Raw genomic sequence first — 18904 nt, forward strand, 5'->3', positions numbered from 1 at the left:
CAATAGTTTCACAGACTGCACGACATAAGCGCGCCCATGACTCAGGCCGATTTCCTCCGCTCCCCCTTCCCCGCCCCCGTCGAGCTGCCCTTCGCGGAGACCGCCGGGCCGGGCCGCTTCTTCAATCGCGAACTTTCGTGGCTCGCCTTCAACTGGCGTGTCCTGGAGGAAGCCGCGAACCCCGCCGTTCCGCTTCTGGAACGGCTGCGCTTCCTGTCGATCTCGGCCACCAACCTGGACGAATTCTACACCGTCCGCGTGGCGGGCCTGCGGGCGCTGGTCAGGAACGGCAATGCGACGCTGTCGGAGGATGGCCGCAGCCCGGCGGAGCAGTTGCAACTGATCAACGCCGAAGCACGGCGGCTGATGCAGACCCAGCAGACCACCTTCAACCGCCTGCGGAAAGAGATGGAGGCCGAGGGTATCACCCTTGTCGCCCGCCCGAAACTGACGGCGCGCGACCTGAAGTTCCTGGAAGGCCACTTCCTGACCAATGTCTTTCCGGTGCTGTCGCCGCTTGCCATCGACCCGGCCCACCCATTCCCGTTCATCCCGAACACCGGCTTCTCGCTGGCGTTGGAACTGGAGCGCACCGTTGACCGCCGCCAGTTGAAGGCGCTCCTGCCGATCCCGCAGCAGATCGCCCGCTTCGTGCCCCTGCCGGGGAAAGAGGGCGAGCATCGCTTCCTGCCGCTGGAGGAGCTTCTCCTGCTGCACCTCAACATGCTCTTCCCCGGCTATGCCGACCGCGGCCATTGCACCTTCCGCGTGCTGCGCGACAGCGACCTTGAAGTCGAGGACGAGGCGGAAGACCTGGTCCGGGAATTCGAGACCGCCTTGAAGCGCCGCCGCCGGGGCGAGGTGATCCGGCTGAAGCTGTCCGCAGGTGCCCCGGAATCCTTGCGTGCGCTGATCATGGAGGAGCTTGCCGTCACCGAGGACGAGGTGGTGGAGGTCAAGGGTCTTCTGGGCGTGGCCGACCTGAAGGAACTGATCCTCGCCTCGCGCAAGGATCTGATGTGGCCGCCCTTCACCCCCCGCGTGCCGGAACGGGTGCAGGACCACGAGGGCGACATGTTCGCCGCGATCCGGCAGAAGGACATGCTGCTGCATCACCCCTATGAGACCTTCGACATGGTGATCCGCTTCCTGCAACAGGCGGCAACCGATCCGAACGTGCTGGCGATCAAGCAGACCCTCTACCGGACCTCATGGGACAGCCCGGTCGTCACCGCACTCTGCGAGGCGGCGGAGGCTGGGAAATCGGTGACGGCGCTGGTGGAACTGAAGGCCCGCTTCGACGAGGCGGCGAACATCCGGCAAAGCCGCCGCCTGGAACGCGCGGGCGCTCATGTCGTCTACGGCTTCGTCAACTACAAGACCCATGCCAAGATCAGCACGGTCGTCCGCCGCGAGGGCGACCACCTTGTCACCTACACCCATTACGGCACCGGCAACTACCACCCGATCACCGCGCGCATCTATACCGACCTGTCGTTCTTCACCTGCGATCCGGCGCTGGGGCGCGATGCAACCAAGGTCTTCAACTACCTCTCCGGCTATGTGCAGCCCGAGGGGCTGGAAAACCTAGCGATCAGTCCGATCACCCTGAAGCCGCGCCTTCTGGCGATGATCGCGGCCGAGGCGGAACATGCCCGCGCGGGCCGTCCGGCGGAAATCTGGGCCAAGATGAACTCGATCATCGAGCCCGACGTGATCGACGCGCTATACGCGGCCAGCCAGGCGGGGGTGAAGATCAGCCTTGTCGTGCGCGGCATCTGCGGGCTCCGCCCAGGGGTGAAGGGCCTCAGCGAGAACATCCGGGTCAAGTCCATCGTCGGGCGGTTCCTCGAACATTCCCGCATCGTCTGCTTCGGCAACGGCCACGGCCTGCCGACCAAGAAGGCGCGAGTGTTCTTCTCCAGCGCAGACTGGATGGGGCGGAACCTGACGCGCCGGGTCGAAACTCTGGTCGAGGCGCTGAACCCCACCGTCAGAAACCAGATCCTCAGCCAGATCATGGCGGCGAACCTTGCCGATGAGGCGCAAAGCTGGGTGCTGGCGCCGGACGGCAGCTACTCCCGCGATCTGGGGCCCGAGGGGGCGCAACTGTTCAGTTGCCACCAGTTCTTCATGCAGAATCCGTCGCTGTCGGGGCGGGGAACGGCCGCGAAGGACGCACCCCGGCTGATCCCGGTCAAGGACGATGACGCCGTCGGGGCGACCGCAGCGCGCCAGGGCTGACACCCGGGGCCAGGGCGAAGTTTTCCAACAGATTCGGTAGGGCTGCGTCCGGGTCGGCCGACACCCCGGCAGGGTTCGCCCTATCGTCCGAACTTGCCTTTCAGCGCATCGGCGAAGGCATTCCCGCCGGATTGCGGCCCCGACTGCATCGGCCCCCTGACCGGCTTCGACGGCGCCGCGCCCCGCTCCCGTGCCTGATCCTTCGCCGAAGCCCCACCGTCCGACTTCATCGTGAGCCCGATCCGCTTGCGGGGCACGTCCACCTCCACCACGCGGACCTTGACCACGTCGCCCGCCTTCACCACGGCATGGGGGTCCTTCACGAAGCTGTCGGACAGCTGGCTGACATGCACCAGCCCATCCTGATGCACGCCGATGTCGACAAAGGCCCCGAAGGCAGCGACGTTCGTGACCGTGCCCTCCAGCACCATGCCGGGCTTCAGGTCGGTGATCTCCTCCACGCCTTCCGCGAAGGTCGCCGTCTTGAACGAAGGCCGCGGGTCGCGCCCCGGCTTTTCCAGCTCCGCCAGGATGTCCTTCACCGTGGGCAACCCGAAGCGGTCATCGACGAAACGCGCCGGGTTCAGCATCTTCAACACTGCCCCGTCGCCCATCAGCGCGCGGATGTCCCGCCCGCAGGCCGCGACGATCTTCCGCGCCACGTCATAGGCTTCCGGGTGGACGGAGGAGGCATCCAGCGGCTCCTTCCCGCCCGAAATCCGCAGGAACCCCGCCGCCTGCTCAAAGGCCTTCGGCCCCAGCCGCGCGACCTTGAGCAGATCCTTCCGCGTCCCGAACGGCCCGTTCTGATCCCGGTGTGCGACGATGGCTTCGGCCAGCCCCGGCCCCACGCCCGACACCCGCGCCAGCAAGGGCGCCGAGGCGGTGTTCAGGTCCACCCCGACCCCGTTCACCGCATCTTCCACCACCGCGTCCAGCGACTTCGCGAGGCGATGCTGGTCCACGTCATGCTGGTACTGGCCGACGCCGATCGCCTTCGGCTCGATCTTCACCAGTTCCGCCAGCGGGTCCTGCAAGCGCCGGGCAATGCTGACCGCCCCCCGCAAGGACACGTCCAGCCCCGGAAACTCCCGTGCCGCCAGTTCGCTGGCAGAATAGACCGATGCCCCGGCTTCCGAGACCACCACCTTCACCGGCTTCTCCGGCCCGGGCAGCAGCGCCAGTAGGTCGCCGACCAGCTTCTCGGTCTCGCGGCTGGCCGTGCCGTTGCCGATGGCGATCAGCTTCACGCCATGCTGCCCGATCGCCTTGGCAATCGCCACCTGCGCGCCGCGCAGGTCGTTCTTCGGCTGGAACGGATAGACCGTGTCCGTCGCCACCAGCTTGCCCGTCGCATCCACAACCGCCACCTTCACGCCGGTGCGGATGCCGGGGTCCAGCCCCATCGTCGCCTTGCCCCCCGCCGGAGCCGCCAGCAGCAAATCCTTCAGGTTCCGCGCAAAGACCCGGATCGCCTCGGCCTCCGCCGCCTCGCGCAACTCGGCCATCAGGTCCAGCGTCAGCGAGGTCTTCAGCTTCACCCGCCAGGCCCAGGCCGCCGCCTCGCGCAGCCATTTGTCCCCCGCGCCCTGACCGCCAGCCCCCACCGCCGCGCCACAGGCGCGCTCCGCCGGGCTTTCCCCGCGCGGGGCCTCGGCATCAACTTCAAGGTCCAGCGTCAGGACTTCCTCATTCCGCCCCCGGAACATCGCCAGTGCCCGGTGCGAGGGCACCCGCGAAAACTCCTCGGTATGCGCGAAATAATCCGAGAACTTCGCCCCCGCCGCCTCTTTCCCCGCGACCACCTTCGCCGCCAGCTTTCCCGCCTTGCGCATGTGGTCGCGCAGCCGTCCCAGCAGCGCGGCATCCTCGCTCAACCCTTCCGCCACGATGTCCCGCGCCCCCTCCAGCGCGGCCTTCGCATCGGGGAACCCTTCCGACAGGAACCCGCCCGCCAGCGCCACCGGCTCCGCCGCCCGATCTGCAAGGATCGCCTCCACCAGCCCCTGCAACCCCGCCTCGCGCGCGATCATCGCCTTGGTCCGGCGCTTGGGCTTGTAGGGCAGATAGATGTCCTCCAGCTCCGCCTTCGTCACCGCCCCGGCGATGGACTTGGCCAGCGCATCGGTCATCTTGCCCTGCTCGGTGATCGAGCCGACAATCGCCCCCCGCCGCGTCTCCAGCTCGCGCAGGTAGCCCAAGCGCTCCTCCAGCTTGCGCAGCTGCGTGTCGTCCAGCCCCCCCGTCACTTCCTTGCGATAGCGCGCGATGAAGGGCACCGTCGCGCCGCCGTCGAGCAACTCCACCGCGGAAGTCACCTGCGCAGGCGTCGCCCCGATTTCCGTGGCGATCAGGCGGGGGATCTGGGTCAGGCTCATGCGAATCCTCGTCACTCGGGGCGGGCACCTTAGCCCCGGCCCGGACGGGGGTGAAGCCCGTCAGGGATCAAACCGCCAGACCCGCAGCGCCTGATCCTTGATCCGGCCCTGCAGATCACCCCCCCGCCACCACAGCCCGGCCATCACCACCAGAAGCACCGCCGCCCAGGGCCAGATCTCGCGATAGAGCGCCCAGAGCGGATCGACGGAAAGGCGCACCGCAGACAGCCAGGCCAGCACGATCGCCTTGCCACTGGACCAGAGGTTCGGAAGCAACGGAAGGCCAAGCCGCTCCAGCATCGGCAGCAGAACGAGCAGCACGGCGAAGGCGATCAGCGCCCGGTTCGCCCGAATGCGCTTGCCGATCAGCGCACGCGCGCGGCGATCCGCATCGGCCTCTGCCTCCATCGGCGCCGGGCCGCAGCTGTCGTGGCTTGCAGGCCCATCGCAGACGCTTGGCTTCACGGGCAAGAGCAGCGGCGCATAGCCATCCGCCCCCGTCCTGATCTTCGTCAGGACCGAACGGTGCAGCACCGGCGCCCCCCGGCCGTTCCCAGGCAGATCGGGCTTCGGCCGCGGCGCATAGCGGTAGCTTGCCGCCAGCCCCGCCCGGGAATCATGGATCAGCGCCCGGGGATAAAGCCGCCCGGCAAAGCCCTCCCGCGCGCCCTCGGCAAAGCGCAGCCCCTCGGCTTCTGCCGCATCCAGGATCCACAAAAGCGGGTCCATCGCCACCGCGTCGTCGGGATAGCCGCCGCCAACGTCAGAGTGCATTCCGGCAAACCAGGTCTCGCGCACCAGTGTCGGGGCCTCGGGCCTGCCCGCATCGGTCTGGTCGAACTGCAAGGGATGAAAGGTCTTGCGTTCATCGTCCAGCGCGAGGACATGGTCGGCCCGGGTGACGATCTTCGCGCAGACCCGGTTGCGGAAGATGATCGGCCAGATCAGCCAGCTCCAGGCCTCGCGCAAACCGACAAAGGGGAAGCCATAAGCCTCGACCGTGTCGAAGAGACCCATGTAGCGGATGCCGACCTCGCCGCCCGCCTCCTCCTCCGGTCCACTGGCGCCCAGCGCCGGGCGCCGCTCCACCGGACGGGCGGCCAGCACCTCGGCATGGGTCGGCTGGCCGAAGAGCCGCCGCTTCGCGCTGATCGCCCGGTCGCGCAACCAGCGCAACGCCCCGATCCAGGGCGCCATCTTCAGCCTGCCATCCTGCACCAGCGGAGCGGTCTTCGCGCGATAGGCCTCCCAGGCCCGCATCGCGTTGCGCTTCATCTCGGCATCGGTGACGGGGCGCTCGCCGATCATCAGCGGCATCAGCCCCTGCCAGCGGATCATCCCGGCCAGCGTCCTGACCGTGAAGGCCCCGCGCGAGAAGCCGAAGAGATAGACCTCGTCCCCCGGCTGCCAGTTCCAGCACAGGAAGCGGTACAGCTTGCGCACGTTTGACGGCACCCCGATCCCGGTCGCCCCGTCGATCAGCCGCAGCACCCGGTTCGAGGATGTCCCCACGCCCGGAATATAGCGGGCGAGCTGCAACTCGACCGGCGTCCTGCCGGACTTCTCGGTCTTGTCGAGCGCGGAGTACAACCGCCAGACGTTCGATTCCTGCATGGCGAAGCTGTTGCCGGTGCCATCGGCAAAGATCACGATCTTCCTGCCGCGCGAGGCGGGCGTGACCGGGACGGGGTCGGCAGGAGCGTCGGGCATGAAATTCCTCCAACCGGGAGTTCTGCGATCTGAAATGGCCTGGCGCTGCGGCGCCGCATAATGCTGCCAGCATCGCACAAAGCCGCCCAGTCGCAAAGCGCGGTGGCGTTATTTCATCGTCAATGCGGGGGAAGATGGTACCGCCTCCCCGGCTCGAACGGGGGACCCCCAGATCCACAATCTGGTGCTCTAACCAACTGAGCTAAGGCGGCACTCGCGGGGCGATTTAGCCCCGCGCCCCCCGGAATGCAAGCGTCTTCCCCCGGGGCGGCACGGGCCCGGCACGGTTTTTTCTTGCGCGCCGTCCCGCCGCCCGCTACCCGGACCTGCAAAGCCGGAGCATCATCATGGGCATCAACAACCCCAGCGACATCGCCGCCAACATCCAGATCGGCCCGACCGATGCCGGAATGGTCCGCATCTATGTCGAGGCCGAGGGCGGGATCGAACTGCCGCTCGACTTCGACCCGGAAGAGGCCGAGGAGATCGCCGAGGAACTGCGCGCCGCGGCCGAAGCCGCCCGCGCAATGGCCGACAAGCCCGCCCCGAAGCCGAAGAAGCGGTAGGGCCGCCCAAAGGGTGACACAAATCCTTTCGAAGGGATCTGCAAATTCCTTCGAAAGGATTTGGCCCGCCAGAGCCGGTTGACCGCACCCCCGCGCCCCGTCACCATACCGCCGCACGACCCCGGAGGATTCTTCCATGGCCGCAGACGGACCCGCCCCGCTTTCGGATGACGACGACGACGCGGGCGACTGGGGGCCATTCGGCAAGCCGCTGTTCGATGACCCCTCCGCCCGTGCCCTGTCGCGCGTGGGCGTGGTCGATGTCGGCTCGAACTCGGTCCGGATGGTGGTCTTCGACGGCGCCGCCCGCAGCCCGGCCTATTTCTACAACGAAAAGATCATGTGCGGCCTCGGCAAGGGGCTGGCCCAGACCGGACGGCTGAACCCCGAGGGCAAGGCGCGGGCATTGTCCGCGCTGAAACGGTTCTCGCTTCTCGCCAAGGGCATGAACATCAGCCCCTTCACCGTCGTCGCCACCGCCGCCACCCGCGAGGCCGAGGACGGCGCCGAATTCCAGGCCCAGGTCCTGCGCGAGACCGGCCTCAAGCTCCACGTCATCGACGGCCCCGAGGAGGCGCGGCTGTCGGCGCAGGGCGTGCTGCTCGGCTGGCCCGAGGCCAAGGGCATCGTCTGCGACATCGGCGGCAACTCGATGGAACTGGCCCGCATCGGCGAGGGCCACGTCGGCAAGCGCGTCTCCACGCCACTTGGCCCGTTCCGGTTGCAGCAGGTTTCCTCCGATCCGAAGAAGCGCAAGGCCCATATCGCCGCGACCCTTGAAACCGCCGCCAAGGAACTCCGGCCCGACAATGACCGCATTTACCTGGTCGGCGGCAGCTGGCGCGTCATCGCGCGTCTTGACATGGAACGGCGCAATTACCCGCTGACCGTCCTGCACGAATACCGCATGACCCCGCAGGGCCTTCTGGACACGCTCGACTGGCTTGGCACCGCCGACCTTGCCGCGCTCCGCGGCCGCACCGGCACCAGCGCGGAACGGATGGAGCTCGTCCCCCTCGCCTGCGAGGTCCTGCGCGAGATCATCCGGATCCTGAAACCGTCCGAGATCGACGTTTCCGCCTACGGCATCCGCGAAGGACTGCTTTACGAACAGATGCCCGACCGCCTGCGCGCCCGCGATCCGCTGATCGAGGCCGCACGGATGACCGAACTGACCCAGGCCCGCATCCCCGGTTTCGGCAAGAAGCTCTTCACCTTCCTCGAACCGCTGTTCAAGGGCGCCTCGCCCGACCGCCTGCGCCTGATCAAGGCCGCCTGCCTTCTGCACGACACCACCTGGCGCGCGCACCCCGACTACCGGGCCGAAGCCTGCTTCGACAACGCCACCCGGGCGAACCTCGGCGGGCTCGATCATCCCGGCCGCGTCTTCCTTGGCCTGGCGCTCCTGCACCGCTACAAGAACAGCCGCGCCGGCAGCCGGATGGAGCCGCTGTTCCGCCTGCTCTCCGAAACCGACATCCAGGAGGCCGAGGCGCTTGGCAAGGCGATGCGCTTCGGGGCGATGTTCTCGATCGGCGATCCGTCGCAGGCGGGCACCCTGCGCTGGAACCCGAAGAAACGGCAGTTGAGCCTCGCCCTGACGGAAGAGGGGCTGGGACTGTTCGGCGAAGTGGCGCAGGCCCGCTTCGTCGCCTTGGCGCAGGCCCTGAAGGCGCAGTCAAACGTCGTGCTGACGGAGCCTTCCGCATGATGCTGGCCCTGGACCATCTCGCCGTCTCTGCCGGAACCCTGGAAGCGGGGGCCGAATGGGTGGAACGCGCGCTTGGCGTGCCGCTTGCGGGCGGCGGCAAGCATGCGCACATGGGCACCCACAACCGGCTCCTGTCCCTTGGCGATCTCTATCTCGAAGTCATCGCCACCGACCCCAAGGCACCGAAGCCCGCCTGGCCACGCTGGTTCGACCTCGACAACTTCCGCGGCCCGCCCCGCCTGACCAACTGGATCTGCCGGACCGACGATCTCGACGCCGCGCTTGCCGCCGCGCCTGCGGGCACCGGCACCGCGACCGACCTGCAACGCGGCGACTACCGCTGGCGCTTTGCCGTTCCCGCGACCGGCAAGCTTCCGTTCGACGACCGCTTCCCCGCGCTCATCCAGTGGCAGGGCGACCTCCACCCTGCCAAGGCGCTCCGCGACCACGGCATCCGCCTGACGGGCCTTGAAATCACCCATCCGCAGGCTCCCGCCCTGCGCGCCGCGCTGCGGGGCCTTACCGACCCCCGCGTCACCGTCGAGCTTGGTCCCTACCACGCCCTCCGCGCGACCTTCTCCACCCCCCACGGCCCGCGCGTCCTGACATGATCCGTCCCGCCCGGGCCGCCGACGCCCCTGCGCTGGCCGCCCTCCTGAACCACTGGATCCTCCACACCGCCGTCACCTTCAACCCGGTCCCGAAGACCGACGGCGACATCCTCGACATGATCGCCGCCAAGGCCGCCGCCGGTCACGCCTTCCTTGTCGCCGAGGAAGCAGACGTTCTGATCGGCCAGGCCAGCTACGGCCAGTTCCGCGGCGGCGAGGGCTACCGCAGCTGCATGGAGCATTCCATCTCGCTGCTCCCCGGCACCCCCCGCAAGGGCCTCGGCCGCAGCCTCCTCACCGCAATCGAGGATCACGCCCGCGCGGGCGGCGCCCACCAGATGATCGCGGGCATCTCGGGCGAGAACGCCGACGGCCAGGCCTTCCACGCCCGCATGGGCTATCGTCCCCTCGCCATCATCCCCGAGGCCGGTCACAAGTTCGGTCGCTATATGGACCTTGTGCTGATGCAGAAATTCCTCTGACAAGCCATCCGGGCCGGGCTATGGTCGCCCCATGTCGATCTGGACCCGCATCACCGAAGCCCTCGCCGCCCTAGCCAAGGGCGAGCCGCTGTCCGTCGTCTTCGACAAGCTGCGCGCCGATCCCGTCCCGGAGCAATCCATCGGCTTCACCATCGCCGTCCTTGCGCTCGGCGCCAAGATGGCCAAGGCCGATGGCTCCGTCACCCGCGACGAAGTCACCGCCTTCCGCCGCATCTTCACCTTCCCCGAAGGCGAAGAGGATCACGCCGCCCGCGTCTACAACCTCGCCCGGCAGGACGTCGCGGGCTTCGACACCTATGCCCGCAAGATCGCGCGTCTCTTCAATCCCGACGGCCACCGGATCTGCGCCGACGACCACCATGTCCTGGTCGACATCCTGGAAACCCTGTTCCAGATCGCCATCGCCGACGGCACCTATCACCCCGGCGAGGATGCCTTCCTGAAACATGTCGCCGACGAATTCGGCCTCGACGAACGCTGCTTCAACATCGTCCGCTCGCGCCTTGTCGAAGGCGCCCCCCGCGATCCCTATGACGTCCTCGGCCTGCCGCACAACGCCTCGAAGGACGCCGCCCGCAAAGCCTGGCGCGACCTCGTCCGCGACACCCACCCCGACGTGCTGCAATCCCGCGGCGTCCCGCCCGAGGCGATGAAGCTGGCCGAACGGCGCTTGCAGATGATCAACGAAGCCTGGCGCGCCATCTCGGCGAGAGAGGCCGCATGACCGCCCGCCCCCTGCGCCTGGCCACCTACAACGTCGAATGGTTCAACGCGCTTTTCGACGACAACGGCCGGATGCTCGACGACCGCGAACTCTCGACCCGCTACAAGATCACCCGCGGCGAACAGCTTGCCGCCCTTGCCATCGTCTTCACCGCGATGGATGCCGACGGCATCACCATCATCGAGGCCCCCGATACCAACCACCGCCGCTCGACCGTGAAGGCGCTGGAAACCTTCGCCCGCGCGGCAGGCCTCCGTGCCCGCAAGGCCCTGATCGGCTATCCGTCGGAAACCGAACAGGAAATCGCCTTCCTCTACGACCCGGACCGGCTGACCGCCCGCCACGACCCCGTCGGCGCCCCCGCGAACAGCCACGGCTCGCACGACGCGCCCCGCTTCGACACCACCTTCCGCTACGACCTCGACGCCGACAACATCTCCGAGACCATCCGCTTTTCCAAACCCCCGCTGGAACTTGCCGTGACCACCGACGGCGGCACGAAACTCCGCCTCATTGGCGTCCATGCCAAGTCAAAGAACCCCTACGGCGCCATCGGCCGCGAGGCGCAGATCCGGCTTTCCATCGAGAACCGCCGCAAGCAGCTCGCCCAATGCCTCTGGCTCCGGCAGCGGGTGGAAGGTCACCTCGCCGCCCATGACAGCCTTCTCGTCATGGGCGATTTCAACGACGGCCCCGGCATCGACGAATTCGAGAAGCTCTTCGGCCATTCCGGGATCGAGATCGTGCTTGGCACCGGCACCGACCCCGCGCAAAAGCTCACCGACCCTCATGCCAGCATGGCGTTGCAAAGCAAGGTTTCCGCCTGCCCCACCTCGGCCCGCTTCTACCTTGCCCCGCAGAAACGCTATTTCGAGGCACTGCTGGATTTCGTGATGGTCTCGCCCGACCTTGCCGCGAAAGGCCCGGACTGGCGCATCTGGCATCCGTTCAACGAACCGCATGTCACCGCAATCCCCGAACTGCGCGAGGCGCTTCTGCAGGCCTCCGACCATTTCCCCGTCAGCATCGACATTCCAGATGTGATTTGAAATCGCGATCCCCCGTCCCCATATTCGCGGAATGAGACTGCTTCTCGCCCTCTGCCTCGTCTCTGCCCCGGCCTTTGCCGAGGACGCTCCCACCGTTCCACCCGCCGAAGACGAAGGTTTCAGCCTGATGGAAGAGGGCATGAAGCTCGTCATGCGCGGCATGATGTCCGAGATGCAGCCCGCGCTGGACGAAATGGGCAAGGCTCTGGACGAGATGGAGCCGCATCTCAAGGAACTCGGGCCGAAACTCCAGCAACTCATCGCGCTGATCGACGACATCCAGAACTACGATGCCCCGGTCATGCTGCCGAACGGCGACATCCTGATCCGCCGCACCGCGCCCCTCGTGCCGAAGATGACCCCGCAGTCTGAGCCGCAACCGGGGCCCAACGGCGAGATCGAACTGTAGCTTCCCGCTTCGTTCGACTTCGTCTCCTCGTCGGAGGTAGGGTGGGCAATCTGCCCACCGCACCGCTCGCCAGGGGTGACAAAGTCATCGACGAGCCTCCACCGCAGAAATGCCGCACCACGAAACCGGACAGTTCCCGGCTATGATCGCCCCGATTTCAGGAGCGAATCATATGCGCATCTGGCTGTTTCTCCTGCTCTTCTGGCCGCTGACTGCCCTTGCCGACGGGACGCAGGATTTCTACACCGGCCCCGCCAACCCCCTGAACCTGACCCTTGCGCTGGAAGACGACGGCGCGGAAAGCGCGATCATCGGGCCGGACGGCGGCAAGCTGAAACTGAAATCCGCCGCCGGGGACAGCTTCGTCCTGACCCTTCCCGCAGGCGCGCTCCTGACCGACACCCGGATCACCGCCACCCCCATCGCCCGGACCTCCGGCCTCCCCGACGGCGCGGGCGCGATCACCGGCGTCGTCCTGAAACCCGACGGGCTGGAACTGGCGCAGACCGCCACCCTGGAAATCACCCCGAAGACCCCGGTCCCGCCGGAAAGCCGGTTGCACTGGGGCTTCTACGCCGACGGCGCCGACGCCTTCCTGCACCTTCCGGTGCAGGGGACCGACGGTATCGTGATCCCCATCGACCATTTCTCCGGCGCTGGTGTGAGCTTCGCCGACCGCGCGACCCTGCAACTCGACCGCTGGCGGCAACAGCGTGCCGAAGACCGGCTGTCAACCCGCGTGGCCGAGCTTCTGCGCGAAGCCCGTACCGAAGCGAAGGCCACCGGCGAGGACGACACCGCCAAGGGCCGCGAGGCCGCCGCGATCCTGCAGGGCGAGGCGACCCGTCTGGTCCTCTCCGGCTGGCTGAAGCTGGCCACCAGCCCCGCCGCAGATTGTGCGACCGTCGAATCCGCCACCCGCTCGATCAACGCCATCGACAAGCAGCGCCAACTCCTCGGCGTCAGCGACTCCGTCGCCGATGGCGAGGTGATCCGCCAGCTCTTCGACCGCTACTGGACCGTCTGCTTCCCGGAAAAGGTGCAAATCTGCCAGTCCACCGGCGACCTGCCCCAGCTTGCCGCCTTCGGCCTCGCTTACGAACGGCAGCGCCAGCTGACCGGCATCACCGTCGAGGCGACCGCCGACCCCGTCCGCTCCGTCGAGCTTCGCGCCGCGATGGAGGCTTGCGGGCGCTACAAGCTGACCGTTCAGGCCTCGGGCCAGTGGAAGGACAATGCCGGGGTCTACGGCACCACGGCCTACAAGGTCGAGGTGCCGATCCGGCTGAAATTCAGCAATCCCGACCAGCTCACCTACACGCTGGAAGGCGAAGGTCCGCCAACCGCGCAGAACGTGACCTTCGTCGACTACGCCTGCTGGAAGCTCGACAGTTCGCATGGCGGCGCCCCGATGCTCGCCCGGCTGCAAAGCCTTGAATTCCGCGCCGACCACACGCCGCTCCGCGTCGACCTCAAGCTCCGCGCGGCCGAAGTGATGGCCGTGATCACCTGCCCCACCAACCGCTTGAAGAAGACCATCGAGAACGATGTCGCCTGGGTGGTCTGGGCCGTCGCCCACCGCAAGGACCGCGTGGGCCGCGGCTTCGGGCTGAAGACGATGAAGGCCGGGTCGCACCCGAAGATCTTCACCTATTCCTGGGACGGCAAGGGCGAGGATCAGGGCACCACCGCCAGCGACACCACCGCCCTGACGCTGGACCATATCGGCGGCTGACGGCACTGACGACGGCGCGGGCAGAGGTTAAGAAGTGGTGAATGCCCGCGCCCAAGCCCTTGATTTCCTTGGGCCCAAAAATCTGTCCACCGTGGACAGCTACCCCCTCGCCACCCGGATCAGGTCCAGGATTTCCTTCGCCGCCGCCGGAATGTTGGTCCCCGGCCCGAAGATCGCCTTCACCCCCGCCCCTTTCAGGAACTCATAGTCCTGCTGCGGGATCACCCCGCCGCAGATCACCAGGATATCCCCCGCCCCCCGCTCCTTCAGCACCTCGATCAGCTTCGGGGCCAGCGTCTTGTGCCCGGCAGCCTGGCTGGAAATCCCGATCACATGCACATCATTGTCGATCGCATCCTGCGCGGCCTCTTCCGGAGTCTGGAACAGCGGCCCCACATCCACATCGAACCCGATGTCGGCAAAGGCGGTGGCGATCACCTTCGCCCCCCGGTCATGCCCGTCCTGCCCCATCTTGACGACCAGCATCCGCGGCCGCCGCCCCTCTGCCTCGGCAAAGGTCTCCACATCCCGCTGGATCTGCTGGAACCCCGCGTCGCCCTCATAGGCCGCGCCGTAGACCCCGGCGAGCGTCTTCACCTCGGCCCGATGCCGCCCGAACACCTTTTCCATGGCCATCGAAATCTCCCCGACCGAGGCCCGTGCCCGGGCTGCCTCCACCGCCGCTTCCAGAAGGTTGCCGCCCTCGCCCGCCCGCCGGGTCAGCTCCGCCAGCGCCGCCTCGCAGCGCGCCTCGTCCCGGGTCGCCCGCACCGTCTTCAGCCGGGCGACCTGCGCCTCGCGCACCGAGATGTTGTCGATGTCCCGGATGTCGATCAGGTCTTCCTGATCCTTGCGGTACTTGTTGACCCCGACGATCACCTCCTCGCCCCGGTCGATCATCGCCTGCCGCCGCGCCGCACTTTCCTCGATCCGCAGCTTCGGCATCCCCGAGGCCACCGCCTTGGTCATGCCCCCCATCGCCTCCACTTCCTCGATCAGCTTCCAGGCTTCCTCGGCCAGCTCAGCGGTCAGGCTCTCCACATAATAGGACCCGGCCAGGGGATCGACGACATGGGTGATCCCGGTCTCCTCCTGCAGCACCAGCTGGGTATTCCGCGCTATCCGTGCCGCGAATTCGGTCGGCAAGGCAATCGCTTCGTCCAGCGCGTTGGTGTGCAGGCTCTGCGTCCCCCCCAGCACCGCCGCCATCGCCTCATAGGCCGTGCGGATGACGTTGTTGTAGGGGTCCTGCTCCTGCAACGAAACGCCCGAGGTCTGGCAATGCGTCCGCAGCATCAGGGAGGACGCCTTCTTCGCCCCGAACCCGCTCATGATCCGGTGCCACAGCATCCGCGCGGCGCGCAGCTTCGCGACCTCCATGAAGAAATTCATCCCGATGGCGAAGAAGAACGACAGCCGCCCAGCGAAGTCGTCGACGTCCATCCCCCGCGCAATCGCGGCCTGCACATATTCCTTGCCGTCGGCCAGCGTGAACGCCAGTTCCTGCACCAGGTTCGCCCCGGCCTCCTGCATGTGGTAGCCCGAGATCGAGATCGAGTTGAACTTCGGCATCTCGGCAGAGGTGTATTCGATGATGTCCGCGATGATCCGCATCGAAGGCTCGGGCGGATAGATATAGGTGTTCCGCACCATGAATTCCTTCAGGATGTCGTTCTGGATCGTCCCCGACAGGTCGGCGCGAGCGACCCCCTGCTCCTCCCCCGCCACGATGAACGACGCGAGGATCGGGATCACTGCCCCGTTCATCGTCATCGACACGCTGATCTTTTCCAGCGGGATGCCATCGAACAGCACCTTCATGTCCTCGACCGAGTCGATGGCCACCCCGGCCTTGCCCACATCCCCCACCACGCGCGGATGATCCGAGTCATAGCCCCGGTGCGTCGCCAGGTCGAAGGCGACCGACACCCCCTGCTGCCCGCCCGCCAAGGCCTTGCGGTAAAAGGCATTCGACTCCTCGGCGGTCGAGAACCCCGCGTACTGCCGAATCGTCCAGGGCCGCCCGGCATACATCGTCGCCCGCACCCCCCGGGTGAACGGCGCCACCCCCGGCAACTCGCCCATCTGCGGCAGGCCTTGCACATCCGCCGCCGTGTAGAGCGGCTTGACGGTGATCCCCTCCAGCGTCTGCCAGTTCAGGCTCTCCGGGCCCCTGCCCTTCAACTCTTTCGAGGCCAGCGCCTCCCATGCCTTCAGGTCCGTCATCGCTCTCTCCATCCCGCGCTCCACAGCGCGCTTGGGCTTTTGCCAAAGGCCCCCTATATCAAGGCCATGCAGCGTCTCGCCCGTCGTCCGTTCCTTGCCGTCCTGGCCCTGGCCCTTCCGGCGCTACTCTCCCATCCGGCCCGGGCCGAAGAGGTCATCGCATTCTCTCCGGTCGACGCTGCCGATGTGGTCGAAGCCGATCTTCTCTACACCCTGCGCCCGGTCATCGTGTTCGCCGACAGCCCCAACGATCCGGCCTTCATTCGCCAGCTGGAGCTTCTGTCGCGCTATCATGCCGACCTCGCGGCGCGGGATGTGATCCTGATCCTTGACACCGACCCCGCGAACCCTTCGGCCTTGCGCAAGAAACTGCGCCCGCGCGGGTTCTCACTGGTGCTGATGGACAAGGATTGGAAACCTTCGATCCGCAAACCCCTGCCCTGGGACGGGCGCGAGATCATCAACTCCATCGACAAGATGCCTATCGCGCGCACCGAGGCACTGGAGAAGAATCCGGCGGGGCGGTAAGGCACCGGAATTTCTGAAAATTCCGGATCGGAGCCTTCAAAGGCTCCGATGCGATTTCTTTGAAGAAATCGCCCCCGCGCCGGGCGCTGTGCCATCACTCGAACTCCATGATCACATCGTCGACCTTCAGGCTCGCCCCGGCGGCCGCCTTGATCTTCTTGACCACGCCCTTGCGCTCGGCCTTCAGGATGTTCTCCATCTTCATCGCCTCGACGGTCGCCAGCGCCTGCCCCTCCTGGACCTCCTGCCCCTCCTCGACCGCGATCTTCACGATCAGGCCCGGCATCGGGCAGAGAAGATACTTCGAGGTATCCGGCGGGGCCTTCTCCAGCATCAGCCCGGCCAGGGCCTTCTGCCGCGGGGTCTGGACATGCACCTTCAGGTCGGCACCCCGCAGCCGCATGCGGAAGCCCATCGGCACCTTGCCCACCTTGATCACCAGCGGCTCGCCACCCACGGTCAGGCGGGCCAGAGGCTGCCCCGGCGTCCAGTCCGAAGTTACCCGCAGGTCGGTGCCGTCCTCGAAGGCGACCGTTGACCCGTCATGGTCGGCCCGGATTGTGACCGGAAAGCTCTCGCCTTGCAGCGTCACCACCCAGTCGTCGCCCACCCGGCGGGTGTGGTTGTCCATCGTGCCGGAAATCCGCGTCCGCCGGATTTCCGCCACCCGGTTCATCGCCGCCGCCGCCGCCACCACTCGCCGCAACAGCGAAGCGTCGAGCGTGGCCCCGGTGAAACCGCCCTCGTATTCCTCGGCGATGAAGGCCGTGGTGATGTTGCCGCTGGTGAACCTCGGATGGTCCATCACGGCGGAACAGAACGGCAGGTTGTGGCCGATCCCCTCGACCTCGAACGTATCCAGCGCCAGCCGCATCTCCTCGATCGCATCCGCCCGCGTCGCACCCCAGGTGCACAGCTTGGCGATCATCGGGTCGTAGAACATGCTGATCTCGCCGCCCTCGTAGACGCCGGTATCGTTGCGCACGATGCCGCCGCGGTCGGTCTTGCCCTCGACCGGCGGCCGGTAGCGCGTGAGGCGACCGATGGAGGGCAGGAAGTTGCGGTAGGGGTCTTCCGCGTACAGACGGCTTTCCATCGCCCAGCCGTGGATCTTCAGGTCCTTCTGCGCGAAGGGCAAGGGCTGGCCATCGGCCACGCGGATCATCTGTTCCACCAGGTCGACCCCGGTGATCAGCTCCGTCACCGGATGCTCCACCTGCAAACGGGTATTCATTTCAAGGAAGTAGAAGTTGCGGTTGCCATCGACGATGAACTCCACCGTCCCCGCCGAAGTATAGCCCACGGCCTTCGCCAAGGCGCAGGCCTGCTCGCCCATCGCCTTGCGCGTCGCCTCGTCCAGGAAGGGCGACGGGGCCTCTTCGATCACTTTCTGGTTCCGCCGCTGGATCGAGCATTCCCGCTCATGCAGGTAGACACAGTTGCCATGCTTGTCGGCCAGCACCTGGATCTCGATGTGCCGCGGCTGGGTCACGAACTTCTCGATGAAGATCCGGTCGTCGCCGAAACTTGCGGCGGCCTCGTTCTTCGAGGACTGGAACCCCTCCGCCGCCTCGGCGTCGTTCCAGGCGATGCGCATCCCCTTGCCGCCGCCGCCCGCGCTGGCCTTGATCATCACCGGATAGCCGATCTTCTGGCTGATCCTCACCGCCTCGTCCGCATCCGCGATCAGACCCATGTAGCCCGGCACGGTCGACACCCCGGCCTCCATCGCGATCTTCTTAGAGGTGATCTTGTCGCCCATCGCCTCAATGGCCGGGCTGGGCGGCCCGACGAACACCACCCCCGCCGCCTCCAGAGCCGCAGCGAAGTTGCGGTTCTCCGACAGGAAGCCATAGCCCGGATGCACGGCCTGCGCGCCCGTCGCCTTGATCGCCGCCATGATCCGGTCGATCACGATATAGCTCTGCGCGGCCGGAGGCGGGCCGATATGCACCGCCTCGTCCGCCATCTTCACATGCAGTGCATTGCGGTCGGCGTCGGAATAGACCGCCACCGTCTTGATCCCCATCCTGCGCGCGGTCTTGATCACGCGGCAGGCGATCTCGCCCCGGTTGGCGATCAGGATCTTGTCAAACATCGGCTTCCCCCATCAGGCGCAAAGAAAAAGGACCACCCTGGCGCCCGGCCCGGGTGGTCCTTGAACGTGGTATGGCCCGCCCGCAGGCGGCCCGGTCAGCTAGCGGTTCAGTAGCCCGAGTTGCAGGGCGGCAGGCCAACTTCGATGCCGCAGGTCGCGACACCGGCAAGGCCGCCGATGACGGCCCCGGTAAGCATGTTGCTGTCGGTCGCGTCGGCAACCAGCGCACCGGCAGCCGCGCCCGCCACGCCGCGCGACGTGGGGTCCTGCAGGCAACCGGCGAGCGGCATGGACAGAAGGAAGAAGACGACAAGGGACTTGCGCATGGGGGACTGCCTCGTAGGGTTGTTGTTATTGACCCGGAGTCTACCGCAACGTCCCGGATTTCAAAGCAATATCTCGCTCCGCTCAC

Annotated in this window: 15 protein-coding genes and 1 tRNA gene; 10 read left to right on the forward strand and 6 right to left on the reverse strand. The window is 66.9% G+C overall.

The window, feature by feature from the left end; all coding sequences use genetic code 11:
• The first annotated feature begins 36 nt into the window (after positions 1-36).
• On the forward strand, positions 37-2244 hold the full coding sequence (locus tag JNL31_RS12340; protein ID WP_294973641.1) for an RNA degradosome polyphosphate kinase: 2208 nt from the start codon (positions 37-39) through the stop codon (positions 2242-2244).
• Positions 2245-2324: 80 nt separating this feature from the next.
• Here the strand turns inward: JNL31_RS12340 and JNL31_RS12345 are convergent, their stop codons facing one another.
• The 3 genes from JNL31_RS12345 to JNL31_RS12355 form a co-directional block, all read right to left on the reverse strand.
• A complete protein-coding gene (locus tag JNL31_RS12345) occupies positions 2325-4622 on the reverse strand; it encodes a Tex family protein (protein ID WP_294973643.1) in 2298 nt (765 codons plus the stop codon).
• Positions 4623-4682: 60 nt separating this feature from the next.
• Positions 4683-6332 carry a DUF2235 domain-containing protein gene (locus JNL31_RS12350; RefSeq protein WP_294973645.1) on the reverse strand — a complete coding sequence of 550 codons (1650 nt, stop codon included), beginning with the start codon at positions 6330-6332 and terminating at the stop codon, positions 4683-4685.
• A gap of 135 nt (positions 6333-6467) precedes the next feature.
• Positions 6468-6544 (reverse strand) — tRNA-His (locus JNL31_RS12355).
• A gap of 135 nt (positions 6545-6679) precedes the next feature.
• On the opposite strand from JNL31_RS12355, the gene JNL31_RS12360 reads away from it, so the two are divergent.
• The 8 genes from JNL31_RS12360 to JNL31_RS12395 all read left to right on the forward strand — a co-directional run bounded on the left by JNL31_RS12360 (position 6680) and on the right by JNL31_RS12395 (position 13640).
• Positions 6680-6898 carry a DUF6324 family protein gene (locus JNL31_RS12360; RefSeq protein ID WP_294973646.1) on the forward strand — a complete coding sequence of 73 codons (219 nt, stop codon included), beginning with the start codon at positions 6680-6682 and terminating at the stop codon, positions 6896-6898.
• 136 nt (positions 6899-7034) lie between these two features.
• Positions 7035-8609, forward strand: coding sequence for a Ppx/GppA family phosphatase (locus JNL31_RS12365; RefSeq protein WP_294973648.1), 1575 nt, complete (start codon positions 7035-7037; stop codon positions 8607-8609).
• Positions 8609-9220, forward strand: coding sequence for a VOC family protein (locus tag JNL31_RS12370; RefSeq protein WP_294973719.1), 612 nt, complete (start codon positions 8609-8611; stop codon positions 9218-9220). The genes JNL31_RS12365 and JNL31_RS12370 overlap by 1 nt, the downstream gene beginning before the upstream one ends.
• On the forward strand, positions 9217-9702 hold the full coding sequence (locus JNL31_RS12375) for a GNAT family N-acetyltransferase (RefSeq protein ID WP_294973649.1): 486 nt from the start codon (positions 9217-9219) through the stop codon (positions 9700-9702). Before JNL31_RS12370 ends, JNL31_RS12375 begins: the two co-directional genes overlap by 4 nt.
• Before the next feature lie 31 nt (positions 9703-9733).
• Positions 9734-10447: a molecular chaperone DjiA gene (locus tag JNL31_RS12380; RefSeq protein WP_294973650.1), complete on the forward strand. Its 714-nt coding sequence runs from the start codon at positions 9734-9736 to the stop codon at positions 10445-10447.
• Positions 10444-11496, forward strand: a complete 1053-nt coding sequence (locus JNL31_RS12385) for an endonuclease (protein ID WP_294973651.1) — start codon at positions 10444-10446, stop codon at positions 11494-11496. Before JNL31_RS12380 ends, JNL31_RS12385 begins: the two co-directional genes overlap by 4 nt.
• Positions 11497-11527: 31 nt before the next feature.
• Positions 11528-11905, forward strand: coding sequence for an AAA+ family ATPase (locus tag JNL31_RS12390; protein WP_294973652.1), 378 nt, complete (start codon positions 11528-11530; stop codon positions 11903-11905).
• Between the two features lie 172 nt (positions 11906-12077).
• The gene (locus JNL31_RS12395) at positions 12078-13640 is read left to right on the forward strand and encodes a hypothetical protein (protein WP_294973653.1); all 1563 of its coding nucleotides are present in this window, start codon (positions 12078-12080) and stop codon (positions 13638-13640) included.
• A 99-nt stretch (positions 13641-13739) separates the two neighbouring features.
• Here the strand turns inward: JNL31_RS12395 and scpA are convergent, their stop codons facing one another.
• Positions 13740-15866, reverse strand: a complete 2127-nt coding sequence (gene scpA / locus JNL31_RS12400) for a methylmalonyl-CoA mutase (protein WP_294973654.1) — start codon at positions 15864-15866, stop codon at positions 13740-13742.
• Between the two features lie 66 nt (positions 15867-15932).
• Here scpA and JNL31_RS12405 point away from each other — a divergent pair, with 66 nt between their 5' ends.
• Positions 15933-16394 (forward strand): DUF4174 domain-containing protein, encoded by a 462-nt coding sequence (locus JNL31_RS12405; RefSeq protein ID WP_294973656.1) that lies wholly within the window; start codon positions 15933-15935, stop codon positions 16392-16394.
• A gap of 94 nt (positions 16395-16488) precedes the next feature.
• Here JNL31_RS12405 and JNL31_RS12410 read toward each other — a convergent pair whose 3' ends face one another.
• Together JNL31_RS12410 and JNL31_RS12415 are read right to left on the reverse strand one after the other, a co-directional pair.
• Positions 16489-18492: an acetyl/propionyl/methylcrotonyl-CoA carboxylase subunit alpha gene (locus JNL31_RS12410; protein ID WP_294973658.1), complete on the reverse strand. Its 2004-nt coding sequence runs from the start codon at positions 18490-18492 to the stop codon at positions 16489-16491.
• A gap of 107 nt (positions 18493-18599) precedes the next feature.
• On the reverse strand, positions 18600-18818 hold the full coding sequence (locus tag JNL31_RS12415) for a hypothetical protein (protein WP_294973659.1): 219 nt from the start codon (positions 18816-18818) through the stop codon (positions 18600-18602).
• Positions 18819-18904: the final 86 nt, after the last annotated feature.

Origin of the sequence: Tabrizicola sp. (assembly GCF_016792905.1) — a bacterium.
Taxonomy (GTDB): Bacteria; Pseudomonadota; Alphaproteobacteria; order Rhodobacterales; family Rhodobacteraceae; genus Tabrizicola.

What these genes read in the sequence shown, in the direction of transcription:
- scpA (WP_294973654.1), bottom strand. Translation starts at nt 15,866, where the DNA reads ATGACGGACCTGAAGGCATGGGAGGCGCTGGCCTCGAAAGAGTTGAAG.
- JNL31_RS12405 (WP_294973656.1), top strand. Translation starts at nt 15,933, where the DNA reads ATGCAGCGTCTCGCCCGTCGTCCGTTCCTTGCCGTCCTGGCCCTGGCC.
- JNL31_RS12385 (WP_294973651.1), top strand. Translation starts at nt 10,444, where the DNA reads ATGACCGCCCGCCCCCTGCGCCTGGCCACCTACAACGTCGAATGGTTC.
- JNL31_RS12340 (WP_294973641.1), top strand. Translation starts at nt 37, where the DNA reads ATGACTCAGGCCGATTTCCTCCGCTCCCCCTTCCCCGCCCCCGTCGAG.
- JNL31_RS12345 (WP_294973643.1), bottom strand. Translation starts at nt 4,622, where the DNA reads ATGAGCCTGACCCAGATCCCCCGCCTGATCGCCACGGAAATCGGGGCG.
- JNL31_RS12365 (WP_294973648.1), top strand. Translation starts at nt 7,035, where the DNA reads ATGGCCGCAGACGGACCCGCCCCGCTTTCGGATGACGACGACGACGCG.
- JNL31_RS12370 (WP_294973719.1), top strand. Translation starts at nt 8,609, where the DNA reads ATGCTGGCCCTGGACCATCTCGCCGTCTCTGCCGGAACCCTGGAAGCG.
- JNL31_RS12380 (WP_294973650.1), top strand. Translation starts at nt 9,734, where the DNA reads ATGTCGATCTGGACCCGCATCACCGAAGCCCTCGCCGCCCTAGCCAAG.
- JNL31_RS12390 (WP_294973652.1), top strand. Translation starts at nt 11,528, where the DNA reads ATGAGACTGCTTCTCGCCCTCTGCCTCGTCTCTGCCCCGGCCTTTGCC.
- JNL31_RS12350 (WP_294973645.1), bottom strand. Translation starts at nt 6,332, where the DNA reads ATGCCCGACGCTCCTGCCGACCCCGTCCCGGTCACGCCCGCCTCGCGC.
- JNL31_RS12415 (WP_294973659.1), bottom strand. Translation starts at nt 18,818, where the DNA reads ATGCGCAAGTCCCTTGTCGTCTTCTTCCTTCTGTCCATGCCGCTCGCC.
- JNL31_RS12375 (WP_294973649.1), top strand. Translation starts at nt 9,217, where the DNA reads ATGATCCGTCCCGCCCGGGCCGCCGACGCCCCTGCGCTGGCCGCCCTC.
- JNL31_RS12410 (WP_294973658.1), bottom strand. Translation starts at nt 18,492, where the DNA reads ATGTTTGACAAGATCCTGATCGCCAACCGGGGCGAGATCGCCTGCCGC.
- JNL31_RS12395 (WP_294973653.1), top strand. Translation starts at nt 12,078, where the DNA reads ATGCGCATCTGGCTGTTTCTCCTGCTCTTCTGGCCGCTGACTGCCCTT.
- JNL31_RS12360 (WP_294973646.1), top strand. Translation starts at nt 6,680, where the DNA reads ATGGGCATCAACAACCCCAGCGACATCGCCGCCAACATCCAGATCGGC.